Origin of the sequence: Truepera sp., assembly GCA_032027045.1 — a bacterium.
In the GTDB taxonomy this organism is placed as follows: domain Bacteria; phylum Deinococcota; class Deinococci; order Deinococcales; family Trueperaceae; genus JAAYYF01.
This window is the reverse complement of record JAVSMU010000001.1, coordinates 843,070-855,858: the sequence shown is the minus strand read 5'-3', so window position 1 is coordinate 855,858 and position 12,789 is coordinate 843,070. Positions and strand designations below refer to the sequence as shown.

Here is a 12,789-nt window from a genome sequence, read left to right as displayed (position 1 = left end):
TTTGTAGGCCGTCGCCCTTAGCCTCCCGCTGCTGCGCCGCCGTCTCACCTGCGGCTCCCTGTTACTCTATCTGGGTGAGTGTTCCGAGCAGACTGCAAGCCATCATCGACGAGTTCAGTGGGGCGCCGAAGGGGCTGCGGCTCCCACTGCTCCTGGAGTACGCGGACCGACTCCCACCCTTGCCGGCCGGCATGGCGAACGACCTCGAGCGGGTTCACGAGTGTCAAACCCCTCTCTTCCTCAAGGCCGAGGTCGTACCGCCCGCCCGCGTCAAGCTGTACTTCGATGCTCCCGAGGAAGCGCCCACCACGCGCGGATTCGCTTCGGTGGTCCGCACCGGGCTGGAGGGAGCCACCGTCGACGAGGTCCTCGGACTGGAGGACGACTTCTATCGGGAGATGGGGCTGGCGGAGCTCATCTCGCCCATGCGCCTGCGCGGCATGGGGGCCATAGTCGGGCGCGTCAAGCGTCAGCTGATCAAGTTCGGTGAGGGGCCGGGTGCTTGAGCGTGTAGGGCCTTCGAACCTGGCGGGGCCGCGCGTGCTAACATCACAAGGTTGACGATACCGGGCCGAGCCCGTGGAGGATTTAGCGATGAGGAAGAACATTCACCCGAAGATGGTGGCCTGTAAGGTCATCTGCGACGGTCAAGTGGTAATGGAGACCTACAGCACGAAGCCGGAGCTGCACGTAGACGTGTGGTCGGGCAACCACCCGTTCTACACCGGTGAACAGCGTTTCATCGACACGGAGGGCCGGGTCGAGAAGTTCCAGAAGCGCTTCGGCGACTCTTACCGCCGCACCAACAAGTAGTACCCGACACTAGAACAGCGGGCCGCCCGACCACCGGAGCGTGCCCCGAGGGCGGCGCAGATCGCTTGAGCGCCGCCCGTTCTCGTGCTGCCGCGCGCCCCGGATCATCAGCCCGGTATGGCGGCCGAGATGGTGGTGCCGTTGCCGGCGCCCGAGACTACTTCGAGGCGGCCACCGCGGGCCTCGACCCGCTCTCGCATCTGCTTGAGGCCGATGCCCCCGGCGCTGGTGACGCGGTCGCCAACGGCCTGCGGATCGAAGCCCTGGCCGTCGTCCCTGACCGCTACGAACGCCATGCCGTCGGCGGCGGTGCCCAGCTCGACCTCGACGACCCCGGCCTTCGCGTGTTTGGCCACGTTGTGCATGGCTTCCTGGAAGATCCGGAAGAGCACCGCCTCCTGCTTCACGGAAAGCGTCGGAAGGTCGCCTATCGTGACGTGCACCTTGATATCGTTCTGCTGCCCGAAATCGAGGACGTAGCGGCGCACCGTCTCGACGAAACCGTAGCGTTCCAGATCGACCGGCCTCAACGCGAAGATCGAGCGTCTCAACTCCTTGATGGTCTCACGGACGGTCTCGCGTGCCTGCTCCAGCGCCTCTACCGCCTTCTGCGGGTTCTTCGACATCAGCTTGTCGGCCAGCCCGAGCTTCAACAGCGTGAAGGCGAGGAGCTGGGCGACGCCGTCGTGGATCTCCCGCGCTATGCGCGCGCGCTCCTCCGCGATGGCGAGCTCCTCGGAGTGAAGGTAAGCCGCCGCGTTGCTCACGGCGAGGCTCACCTGAGAGGCGAGGAGGCCTAGGAACGGGATGGAGCTGCGCTCGAAGTGGTTCTCCTCCGGGTGCGAGAGCACGATGACCCCCAGGAGTCGGTCGTCGCTCGTGAGGGGCAGGGCCACGGCGCTGCCCGCCTCCTTCAGAAGCGGTCCGGCGCCCCGGCGCTCCGCGTCGCTCAGGCTCTCCATCATCCTGGGTTCGCGCTGGAGCGCGACGCGCCCCACCACGCCCTCCCCCACCTTCCACGAAGGCGGCGGACCCGTCCGGTCGATGCCCGTGCTGGCGCGTAGCTGCAACAGCGATTCCTCGTCCAACAGGAACACGCCGCCGGCCGGAGCCGCCACCCGGGCGGTGATCTCCTTGAGCACGGCGTCGAGCAGCCGCTCCAGGTTGCCCTCGGCGCGCAGTCGGCGGTCGACCTCGATGAGGGTCAGCAGGTCGCGCATGCGCAACCGAGTGGCCTCGGCCACGGCCGCGAACTGCGACGCCAGGATGCCCAGGGCTTCCCGACTGCTCGGGCCCGGCTCGGCCTCGTAGTAGGCGTGTAGGGAGCCCTCCGGCCTGCCGCCCCACGAGAGGGGCGCGCTCAGGACCACCAGGTGCTCGCCGGCCACGCCGTGGAACTCGCCCTCCACGAAGGTGTCGGCCTCCGCGGCGCTCGCTCGAAGCTGACGATCGCGGCTCAACGAGTCCGCCTCCAACACGGGTGTGAGGCCCACGCCTTGCGAGGCGCCGAACTCGGCCGGGCCGACCACCAGTCCCACCGCCACGGCGCCGGTGACTTTCGCGACGCCCCGGGCGGCCACGGCGATGGTGCCCTCGAGGTCCGGGGCGGCGGCGTAGCGCAGCGTGACGTCTTGGATGGCGCTTAGCAGCTCGTGGCTCGCCCTGAGCTCTTCGTAGAGGCGCGCCAGGTCGGCCTGAGCGCGTTCGCGCTCCCGCGCTCCCCGGGCTATCCAGTTGAGGGTCACGTACGTGGCGAGTGGTCCCAGGACGCCGTAGAAGAGCAGCGGTGCCCAGAACCGGAACGTCGGCCCGCCCCGGGGTAACACCGCCAGTTGGTAGACGATCACCACGCCCACGATCGCCAACGGCAACCACAGCCGGGCCAGCCGCACCTGCCCCGACAGGCTCCCGTTGGGTTTTCGCAATGGTCCCTCCATGCCACCGTTCATGTGACTGCCGAAGTGGAGGGGGCGGCTCGTTCGCGGGGGAGCGATCTCATGCCCCGATTCTAGTCGGGGCGGTCCGCCTGCGCTGCGGGTAGCCCCGCGGCGGGAACGGCCGCCTGAGGGTAGACTTCGGGCATGCGAGATGAGTCTAGCGCCGCCGACGACGCTCCCGAGACGACCTCCTCCGCCGGGGGCGACGGGGCGGACGAACGGGCCGGCGAAGTGCCCGGCGGAACGCCCGGGGCCACGGCCGGAGCCGGCCCGGCCACCGAGCCGCCCACCGAGGCCGAGTTACGTGCGCTGGCGGGCGACCAGCCGCTTGATTTCGTGACGCAAGGGGGCGTGCGCTACACGCTGTTGGGCACGGCTCACGTCTCGAAGTCCAGCGCCGCCGCCGTCACGGACATGATCGAGGGGGGCCGGTTCGACGCCGTCGCCATCGAGCTCGACGCGGGTCGCTACCGCGCACTCACCGATCCCGACGCGTACTCCAAGATGGACCTGTTCAAGGTCCTGCGGGAGGGTAAGGCGGCGATGCTCGCCGTCAACCTCGCCCTTTCCGCCTTCCAGCAGCGGATGGCAGAGCAGTTCGGGGTGGAGCCCGGAGCGGAGATGAAGGCCGCCATCAAGGCAGCCGGGCAGAGGAATCTCCCCGTCTTGCTGGTCGATCGCGATATCGGGGTGACCCTGAGGCGCGTATACGCCAACGTGCCCTGGTGGCAGAGGATCACGCTGTTCGGCGGCCTGCTAGCGTCGGCGTTCAGCACCGAGAAGATCTCCGAGGAGGACATCGAGGCCCTGAAGGAAGGCGACATCCTCGAATCTACCTTCACCGAGTTCGCGGCGAAGAGCGAAAAGATCTACCGGCCGCTCATCGCCGAGCGCGACGAGTACATGGTCTCGAAGCTCCTCCAGCAGGGGCCGGGGCACAAGGATGTCCTCGTCGTGATGGGCGCGGGTCACCTCAAGGGCGTCGCTGCCGGGCTGCGGGAGCCGGAGGCGGGCGCCGCCGATGCCAGCGCCCGCCTGGAGGCCGTGCCGCCGCCCAGCAAGGTCGCGAAGGCGCTTCCCTGGGTGATCGTAGCCATCATCGTCGCCGGGTTCGTGGTCGGCTTCTCGCGCAGTGCCGACGTCGGCCTGACGCTGCTGACGGATTGGACCCTCATCCACCTGGTGCTGAGCGCCGTCGGCGCCACGATAGCGCTCGCGCACCCCCTCACGATCCTGGTGGCCGCCGCGGCCTCGCCCTTCACGGCCCTCAACCCGCTGATCGGCGTGGGCTTCGTCGCCGCCGGTACGGAGTTATGGCTGAGGAGGCCCAACGTCGGCGACTTCGAGGCGCTGAGGCACGACGTCACCAAGGTCTCCGGTTGGTGGCGCAACCGTGCGGCGCGCGTCCTCCTGGTCTTCATCCTCACGACCTTGGGCTCCGCGTCCGGCACCTACATAGCGGGCTTTCGCATCTTCCACCGCCTCTTCGGCACCGGCTGAGGCTAGCGCCGGGCGGCCTACACCGGCCGTCGGGTCACTCCTTGGTGGGAGCTCCGTCCAGCGCCCACTGAGCGTAGCCGTCGACGAAGACGAAGCGGTAATCGCTGACACCGCTCGCGATCAAGTAGGCGAGGTAGTCCTCCACGTCCTCGGCCGTACTCGTGCTGAACAGCTCCCCACCCGTGAGTCCAGCGAAGCGGCCGTCCGTCACCGTCGGCAGCGCCGACTCGGCGGCCGCGGCGCCGGAGGCCAGTTCCTCCAGGAGGCTCGAGACGAGCCGTCCTGGCGCCCCGAGGTCCTTGACGCTGTAGAGGGGGGTGGAGGTGCTCAGGGACGTCATCACCACGCCGCGGCTCAGGAGTTGGCGCAGCGTGTCGGGGAGCCCGTCCACCTCGAGCGAGGTCGAGTCTTCGACGTGCGTGCCGTCGATGCCGTCGACCGTGACCGCCAGCGTGTAAGTTCCGGCGGAGGCGTCCTCCGGGACGTCTATGCCGAGCGAGTCGATGACGTAGCCGACGGCGCCACTCGGCACCACGATCTCGCCGCTCGCCGTCGCCGTCGCCTTGCCGCCCGGGTCGGTGAGGGTAAGGGTGACGTTCAGCTTGTTGGGGAGCTGCTCGCCCGGGGTGCTCACCTCGAAAACGGGAAACACGCGGTCGCCCGGGTGGAAGGGCTCCGCTTCGGGGCCGCGGACCCCCAGCCTGGGCACCACCTTGCCCAGGATCTCGAGGGGCGGGGGCGGCGCATCGAGCGCCACCAAGCGCTCACGCGCGGCGCTCACGAAGTCTGCGTAGTCCCCTGCCGCCCCGGCCAGGCGCACGAAAGTGCGGAGCTGCCTCCGGGCATCGTCGCGGCGGCCCTCGGCGTCGTAGAGGTAGCCGAGCGAGTAGTGGACCGCCACCACGGCCCCGGGGTGTTCCTGCACGGCCTTCTCCAGGTCCTTAACGGCCTCGTCGTCGACGCCCGGGTCGAGGCCGATGGCGCGGTCGTACGCCTCGATGGCCTGCGTCAGTCGACCCGTCACGCTGTACACGAGGCCGAGGTTGTAGCGCGCGATGTACTGGTTGGCGTCGAGCTCCACGGCTCGGTTCGAGGCCTCCTCGCTTCGGTCCAAGAAGCCGAGCAGGTAGTACGCCCAGCCGAGGTTGGTCCAGTAGAGGTCGGACTCGGGGTCGAGCTCCACGGCCGGCAGTAGCGCCTCTGCCGCCGCCAGGGCGTCGCCCCGGTCGAACGCGAGGAAGGACAGACGCTCGAAGGGGTACGTCAGGAACGGCGCTGCGCGAGTGAGCGCGTTCAACGCGGCAGTCTCGCGGGCGGGGTCCTGCGCCATCTGAGCGACGATGGACGCGCCTAGCAGCGCGGCGGCACCTTCCGTCACGGAGTCGACCTTGGCCAACGCCGCATCGGTGTCGCCTTGCGCCCACGCCAGCGACGCATCTAGCGCCCGGCCGTAGCCGTACGAGCCGGTGGCCGTTACCGTCTGCAGGTCGCTCGCGGCGGTGGCGTAATCGCCGACGCTGGCGGCCAGCACCGCGGCCCACGCTCCCGCGACGGGCAGACCCGTGTCGTTGACGATCGCTTGGAACGCCCCGTACGAGGCGTCGGCGTCGAAAGAGTCCACTCCGAGGCTTAGGAGCGCCCTGCGCAGCCGGCGCGTGGTGGAGGCGAGGTCGTCCGCGGACGCGAGGTCGGCAGCGGCGACGAGGTCCTCCTCCAGGCGCAGGCCGCGCGCGGGCAGCTCACCGCTGGGGACGCTGGCCAATAGCGAGGCGGCGTCATCGGTCAGCCCGCCGCTGGCGTAAACGAGCGCCGTCATGTAGGTCGCGTACGCCCCGTCCAGGGGGGGCGAATCGGGTGGTGTGGGAGAGACAGGGCCGGCGAACGCCTTGGCGACCACGCGCGCTGCCAGCGCAACGATCCGATCACGTCTGCCGTGCGGCTCTTCCACCGTGGCGTTGGTGACGCCACCCGGGCCCGCCACCACGAGTTCCAGGCGGTAGCTGTCATCCAGCACCAGCACGCGGCCCGACACCGCGACGTCCACTCCTAGACCGCCCCGGAGCAGGTCCGGACCGGCGGGACCGTACATCGGGTCGGCGCCGATCACGCGCGTCAGGCCGATGAAGCCTCCACTAGCCATGACGGGTGGGACGGCGCCGGCCGCGACCTCCGGGCCGATCACGACGTCCATGCCGCCGAACGACGCGGCCAGCTCGCTGGATATGGCCATGCCGAGCAACGGGTCGTCGCTCGCGAAGGGGTGGACCGCGAGGGACGCCGCCGAGGCGGCGGTGAATGGCGCGACCGCCACGGCGATGGCGGCGAATAAAGCATGCAACAAACGTCGGTTGGGACGGGGCATCTGTTCCTCCAGAGTGCCCCAGGCTAGCACGCCCCCATGAGCCGGGAACCAGGCCAGGCCTCAGTTGAGCAGGCGCTCGAAGCCTTCCAAGAGGGACTCTGCGGCAGCGACCGTACGCGCCACGACCAGGATGGCGTTCTGCCCGGCGAGCGTCCCGACGATCTCCTCGCGCTCGAGCTTGTCGATCACGAAGGCCACGCCCGAGGCGTGACCCTCGTCGGTGCTGATGACGATGATGTTCTCGCCGCGGTCTAAGTGCCGCACGAACAGCCGGAAGCGGTCACTCAGCTCACGCTCGACGTCCACTTGCATGACCATCGGCGTGGCGCTGTAGCGATGGCGGCCGCGGCCGGAGGGGACCCGCACCAACCGCAGCTCGCTCACGTCGCGGCTGACGGTCGCCTGCGTGACATTTATGCCGCTCTGAGCGAGTCTCTCTGCTATCTCGGCTTGGGTCGAGATGAACTCGTTCTCGACCAGTTCAGCGATGAGGCGTTGACGGTATTCTTTGCTCGCCATGCATAATCATCCTAGCATCCGGCAACATATCCGACGCTGGACAAGGGAAGTTGGCTAGGAGCGCTAGGAGCGCAAGGCGGGCGGGCGTGAGCGCGGCGTCGGCCCTCAGTCTTCCTCGTCGTCGTCGAACGGCGTGGCGCTCAGAGTGCTTATCGGGTCGGGCCTGCGAACCTCGACGAGGCGCTTGAACTCCTCTGCGGGGGGCAGGTCGTCGCCCCACTTGATGCCCGCGTCCGTCTCGAGTTCCTTCATGGCGACCGTCACGCTGTTCTCCAGGTTGGACAGCGTCCCGGGCTCGAGCACCGTCGGGATCCCCATCTTGAGCTGCGCGGCGCGCCTGGCGACGATCATCGATAGCCGGTAACGCGAGTCGGTGAGCGCGATGAGTTTGTCGTAACCTTCTTGAGCCATTGGGTCCTCCAAGCGCGGCGTGGGCCGCGGCGGCGTTCAGAATCACGGGTACGGGCCGGCCGGCGCCCGCGACGACCTCGGATGTTACCGCGAACCACGCAGCGGCGGGGTGAGTCGGGCGTCAGCCGCCGGTAGCCGACCCGGTGCGCAGGAACTCCGCAATGTGCTCGTCGGTCACCCGCTTGGCTCGGGCCCGCTCAGCGCGGATCACCGACTCGAACTCGAGGACGGCCCGCGGCAAGTCGTCGTTGACTATGAAGTAGTCGAACTCCCGCACTGCACGGATCTCTTCCCTGGCCCGCGCCAGCCGCTTCTGGATCTTCTCCTCGCTGTCGGTGCCGCGGCCCCTCAAGCGCCGCTCGAGCTCTTGCAGCGAGGGTGGGACGATGAACAGCATGACCGCTTCCGGCATCCGCTGCTTGACCTGCCGCGCTCCGGCCAGCTCGAGTTCCAAGAGCACGTCCTGTCCCCGGTCGAGGGCCTCGCGGACGGCCGCCTCCGGCGTGCCGTAGTAGTCGCCCACGTAATCCGCGTACTCGAGCAGCGCCTTCTCGGCGATCATGCGCTCGAAGGCCTCCCTGGTCAGGAAGTAGTACTGGACCCCGTTCTCCTCTCCGGGGCGGCGTCCGCGGGTGGTCGCCGAGATGGAGTAGTACACGTTGGCCAAGAAGGGCGCGGCAGCGGTCCGGATGGTGTCCTTCCCCACGCCGGAAGCGCCGGTCATCACGAAGAGTATCCCGGGCGGTTGCCCGCCGGCCGCGCCACCGGCGCGTGGCTCGGCCACCTCGTTCTCGTCCTGGTTCACCAGCAGCCGGAGCCTCCTCGACGAACGTCCACCGTCAGCGCGATCGCATCGAACGTTAGCGTAAGCGCCTCGCACCTGAGCACGTCCGCGCCACGAGCGCCAGCGCCTACGCCTCGAGCTTCTGCGCCTCCGCGCCTCGAAACGCGGTCGGGCGCGACTCTACCATGCGTGGCCCTGACGCCTCTTCCCTGACTGGCACGAGCAGCACGGATGCTAGCATTGAGTCCCGAGAAGGTGAGCCATGAACCGTAAGTACATCTTCGTGACCGGTGGGGTGGTCTCCAGCCTTGGGAAGGGCATCACGACCTCGAGCATCGGGGCGTTACTCCGTGCGCGCGGCTACCGGGTGACGGCCGTGAAGATAGACCCGTACGTGAACGTGGACGCGGGGACCATGCGGCCTTACGAGCATGGCGAAGTCTTCGTCACCGACGACGGCGCCGAGACCGACCTCGACATCGGCACCTACGAGCGCTTCCTCGACGTCGACCTCGGCCGCGAGAACAACGTCACCACCGGGCAGGTGTACCTGAGCGTCATCGAGCAGGAGCGCCGCGGCGCCTACCTCTCGCAGACGGTCCAGGTCATTCCGCACGTGACCGACGAGATAAAGCGGCGCATCTTCGCGGCGGGCGACGCCGCCGACGCCGAACTCGTCTTGGTGGAGGTCGGCGGAACGGTGGGCGACATCGAGTCGCTGCCGTTCCTCGAGGCCATCCGGCAGATCCGCTTCGAGCAGGGGCGCGAGAACACGCTCTACATCCACGTGACCCTCGTGCCGTACCTCGGCACCAGCGAGGAGCACAAGACGAAACCGACCCAGCACTCGGTCGCCACGCTGCGCGGCGTGGGCATCCAACCCGATGCACTGGTCCTGCGCTCACAGCAGGCGGTGCCCGAGGGCGGGAGGCACAAGATCGCGCTGTTCTCGAACGTCGAGGAGGCCGCGGTATTCAACGCGTACGACGCCGACTACGTCTACGCCGTGCCCGAGATGCTCGAACAGCAGGGCGTCGGCCGTTTCATCGAGGAGATGCTTCACCTGGAGAAGGTCACGCCGGAGCTGCGCGCCTGGCAAGAGGCGGTGCGCGTGCTGCGCCAGCCTCAAAGGCACGTCAGCATCGCGGTGGTCGGCAAGTACGTGGCCATGCCCGACGCCTACCTCAGCCTCATGGAAGCCCTCAAGCACGCCGGCACCGCGAACCACGCGGCCGTGGACATCCACTGGGTCAACGCGGAGGACCTGGTCGACGCCGAGGTCGAGAGGCTGGCGGACTTCGACGGCATCCTGGTGCCGGGCGGCTTCGGCGTCAGGGGCATAGAGGGCAAGGTTCGTGCCGCCCGGGTGGCACGTGAACGGCTCGTCCCCTACCTGGGCATATGCCTCGGCATGCAGGTCGCGGTCATCGAGTTCGCGCGCCACGTCGCCGGGTTGTCCGGCGCCAACTCGACCGAGTTCGACCAGTACACGCCGGAGCCGGTGATAGACCTGATGCCGGAGCAGCTCGAAGTGGCCGGCATGGGCGGCACCATGCGACTGGGCAGCTGGCCGATGGAGGTAGTCGCCGACAGCCTGGTTGGCCGCCTCTACGCCGAGTCGGGCGCCCAGTTGCCGACGGTGTACGAACGCCACCGGCACCGCTACGAGGTGAACCCCGCGTACGTCGACCGCCTCGTGGCCGCCGGGCTGGTGGTCGGCGGCGTGACTCCCGGGATGGCCGGCCGTGGGCGCGGCCTCGTCGAATCCATCGAGCTGAGGGGCCACCCGTTCTTCCTCGGCCTGCAGTCGCACCCCGAGTTCAAGTCGCGCCTGATGCGGCCGAGCCCGCCCTTCACGGGCTTCATCAGGGCCGCCGTCGAGCGCTCCTCGGCACTCGGCGAGCCTGCCGTCGACCACGGTGCGGCAACGAGCGCCACCCCGAACAGCGCCATCCGATGAGCGCCGGCCCGCTGGTCATCGGTCTCGCCGGGGGCACCGGCTCGGGGAAGACCACGGTCGCCAAGGCGCTCTTGGCGGCGGCCGGCGACGGCAACGCCCTGCTGCTCCCACAGGACGCCTATTACCGCGCGCAGGGAGACCTGCCTTTCGAGGCTCGCGTGCTGACCAACTACGACGAGCCGAGCGCCTTCGATTCGGAGCTGCTGGTGCGCCACGTAGACCAGCTCAAAGCGGGCAACGCCGTTGCCCGGCCCGTGTACGACTTCCAGGTCCACGACCGCGCGGCCGAGACGGTGAGGTTGGAGCCCGCGCCTGTCATCATCGTCGAAGGGATCCTCGTCCTCCACGACCAGCACCTCCGTGAACGCATGGGGCTCAAGGTGTTCATCGATGCACCGCCCGACGAGCGCTTCATCCGGCGCCTGGAGCGCGACGTCGCCGAACGCGGGCGCAGCGCTCAGGCGGTCATCGATCAGTACCGCCGGACGGTGAAACCCATGCATGACCTCTTCGTCGAGCCCACGAAGCAGTATGCCGACCTCGTCTTGCCGGAGGGCGGAAAGAACCGCGTCGCCCTCGAAGTCCTTTTCGATCACATCGACGGCTACCTCAGGCGGCGCCGGCGCGGTGAGGCTTGAGCCCCACCGGTTTCAGGAGCTCGAGGCTCGACCAGGCGCTCTGGCTGGTGGTTCTCCTGGCGCTGGTCCCGGCCGCCGTGCTAGGGCTACGCAGGGTGGCCGCCGAGGGCAGCCGCGAGCAGGTCGCCGTCGTCATGGACGAGCAGGCGCTGGCCGTCCAGGGGAGCATGGTCGGGCTCACGAGCCTGGAGCTCGGGAGGCGCTATCAAGCGTTAGGGTTGCCCGGCGTGGCGCTTTACGAGGACACCATCGAGACGCTGGCGTCGAAGGGCTACGCCGCAACCCTGCTCGGCTCCGAGCTGAAGGCCCAACTGGTGGCTGCCGGCGAGGCGCCGCCGCCCATCCCGTCGAACGCGACACTGGTGACGGCGCTGGCGCCGGGGGCCCTCGACCGCCTGATCGCCAAGAACGTGCCTCCCGCGCGCTCGTTCGAACTGAACGGCCGCACCTGGTACTTGTGGCCAGGTAGTGTCAAGCCGACACTACCGGCCGGTCCGGACGAGGCCCAGGTGCGCCTGTGGAAGAGCGCCGGGTTCGACGTGGCGTACAGGCCGCGCAACGGTCCCTACTCCCTGGTGGGCGTGGGTGCGGACTTCCCCCCGGAGGCCAGCTACATAGTGCACGCCGGCACGCAGGTCGCGGGGTGGCCGTTCGGCTTGGACGAGCTCGTCGCCGCCTCGCAGGGCTTCTACACGGCCGTGATCGAGGGCAGCCCGCAGAACGGCATGGCCGAGATAGCGAACAAGGTCCCCACCGTCAGGCTCCTCAGCTTCAACCAGGACTACGTGGACCGCCGCCTGCGCCCCGGCGACCTGGTCGAGAAGTACTTGCTGGGAGTCGAGGAGCGCAACGTGCGGCTGCTCTACCTGCGTCCCTACACGACCGTGGAACTGGGCGACCCGATCGCCAACACGGAGAAGCTGGTGTCTGCCCTGATCCCCGCCCTGCGGGCGCACGGCTACGACGTCGGTCCGCTCGAGAGCCTGGGCACCACCTACCGGACCAACGCCTGGCTGCGGGGCCTGGCGGCCCTAGGCGTTCTCGCGGGCGCACTCCTGTTGGCGCGCCGCTTCCCCTCGCCCTGGGGCGCAGTGGCGCTCGGTCTGGTGCTCCTGGCGTGTCTGTTCTTCGCGGGCGCCAGGTGGGACGCGCTGGCGCTCCTCGCCGCCCTCGTCTTCCCTGCGCTCGGGTACCTCACGTTCAAGGAGCGCTTGCCGGCCATCCTCGGGGCCACCGCGGTGAGCCTCGCCGGCGCGCTGCTGCTGGCGGCGGTCGGCAGCGAGCGCGAGACCCTGCTCGCCATCAGGCCCTTCTCGGGCGTGGGCCTCACTCTGCTTGCGCCCCCGCTCATCTTCCTGGCCGCCTACCTGTTGCGGCTGCACCGGCCCGTCGTGTGGATCAAGCGCCTGCTCACCACCAACCTCACGTTCGGCCACGTGGCCTTGGGCCTCGTCGCCCTAACCGCCGTCGGGTTGGTGCTGCTGCGCCGCGGCAACGACCCGGTGATCGGTGTCAGCCAGTTCGAGCTGACGCTGCGCTCGCTGCTGGGAGAGTTCGTGGCGCGGCCTCGCTTCAAGGAGCTGCTCGGGCACCCTGCGGCGCTGGTGGCGCTGGCGCTGCCCGGCTGGCCAGTGTGGTTGCGCGCCCCGTTGCTCACGGCGGGGGTGGTGGCGCAGGCCAGCATCCTCAACTCGTTCAGCCACTACCACACACCGCTGCTCATCTCGCTCGAACGCACCGGCGTGGCGCTGCTGGTGGGGCTGGTCATCGGCGCCGTGCTCGCGCCACTCGCTGCCCTCCTCACGCGCCTCGTGAGGCGCTGGTTGCAAGGGGCCGAGGACGATCTATCACATGCTTGAGTGCCC

The 12,789-nt window shown here is 68.9% G+C and carries 11 protein-coding genes; 6 read left to right on the top strand and 5 right to left on the bottom strand.

Annotated features, from left to right (window positions below):
• Window positions 1-74: 74 nt before the first annotated feature.
• Together ROY82_03795 and rpmE are read left to right on the top strand one after the other, a co-directional pair.
• Window positions 75-506, top strand: a complete 432-nt coding sequence (locus ROY82_03795) for a SufE family protein (protein ID MDT3681592.1) — start codon at window positions 75-77, stop codon at window positions 504-506.
• An 88-nt stretch (window positions 507-594) separates the two neighbouring features.
• A complete protein-coding gene (gene rpmE, locus ROY82_03790) occupies window positions 595-813 on the top strand; it encodes a 50S ribosomal protein L31 (GenBank protein MDT3681591.1) in 219 nt (72 codons plus the stop codon).
• A gap of 107 nt (window positions 814-920) precedes the next feature.
• On the opposite strand, the gene ROY82_03785 is transcribed toward rpmE, so the two are convergent.
• A complete protein-coding gene (locus ROY82_03785; GenBank protein MDT3681590.1) occupies window positions 921-2,738 on the bottom strand; it encodes a GAF domain-containing sensor histidine kinase in 1,818 nt (605 codons plus the stop codon).
• 156 nt (window positions 2,739-2,894) lie between these two features.
• Between ROY82_03785 and ROY82_03780 the strand changes: the two genes are divergently transcribed.
• Window positions 2,895-4,250, top strand: a complete 1,356-nt coding sequence (locus ROY82_03780; GenBank protein MDT3681589.1) for a TraB/GumN family protein — start codon at window positions 2,895-2,897, stop codon at window positions 4,248-4,250.
• Between the two features lie 34 nt (window positions 4,251-4,284).
• Here the strand turns inward: ROY82_03780 and ROY82_03775 are convergent, their stop codons facing one another.
• The 4 genes from ROY82_03775 to gmk form a co-directional block, all read right to left on the bottom strand.
• On the bottom strand, window positions 4,285-6,612 hold the full coding sequence (locus tag ROY82_03775; protein MDT3681588.1) for a tetratricopeptide repeat protein: 2,328 nt from the start codon (window positions 6,610-6,612) through the stop codon (window positions 4,285-4,287).
• A gap of 60 nt (window positions 6,613-6,672) precedes the next feature.
• Window positions 6,673-7,131, bottom strand: a complete 459-nt coding sequence (gene argR / locus ROY82_03770; protein ID MDT3681587.1) for an arginine repressor — start codon at window positions 7,129-7,131, stop codon at window positions 6,673-6,675.
• A gap of 105 nt (window positions 7,132-7,236) precedes the next feature.
• Window positions 7,237-7,542 (bottom strand): DNA-directed RNA polymerase subunit omega, encoded by a 306-nt coding sequence (locus ROY82_03765; GenBank protein ID MDT3681586.1) that lies wholly within the window; start codon window positions 7,540-7,542, stop codon window positions 7,237-7,239.
• 121 nt (window positions 7,543-7,663) lie between these two features.
• Complete coding sequence (gene gmk / locus ROY82_03760) at window positions 7,664-8,347, bottom strand: guanylate kinase (GenBank protein ID MDT3681585.1); 684 nt, start codon at window positions 8,345-8,347, stop codon at window positions 7,664-7,666.
• A gap of 241 nt (window positions 8,348-8,588) precedes the next feature.
• On the opposite strand from gmk, the gene ROY82_03755 reads away from it, so the two are divergent.
• From ROY82_03755 to ROY82_03745, 3 genes are read left to right on the top strand one after another with little or no spacing between them, the layout of a single operon-like run.
• Window positions 8,589-10,286 carry a CTP synthase gene (locus ROY82_03755; GenBank protein MDT3681584.1) on the top strand — a complete coding sequence of 566 codons (1,698 nt, stop codon included), beginning with the start codon at window positions 8,589-8,591 and terminating at the stop codon, window positions 10,284-10,286.
• Window positions 10,283-10,924, top strand: coding sequence for a uridine kinase (udk, locus tag ROY82_03750; GenBank protein ID MDT3681583.1), 642 nt, complete (start codon window positions 10,283-10,285; stop codon window positions 10,922-10,924). The genes ROY82_03755 and udk overlap by 4 nt, the downstream gene beginning before the upstream one ends.
• Window positions 10,921-12,783 (top strand): DUF5693 family protein, encoded by a 1,863-nt coding sequence (locus tag ROY82_03745; GenBank protein MDT3681582.1) that lies wholly within the window; start codon window positions 10,921-10,923, stop codon window positions 12,781-12,783. The genes udk and ROY82_03745 overlap by 4 nt, the downstream gene beginning before the upstream one ends.
• Window positions 12,784-12,789: the final 6 nt, after the last annotated feature.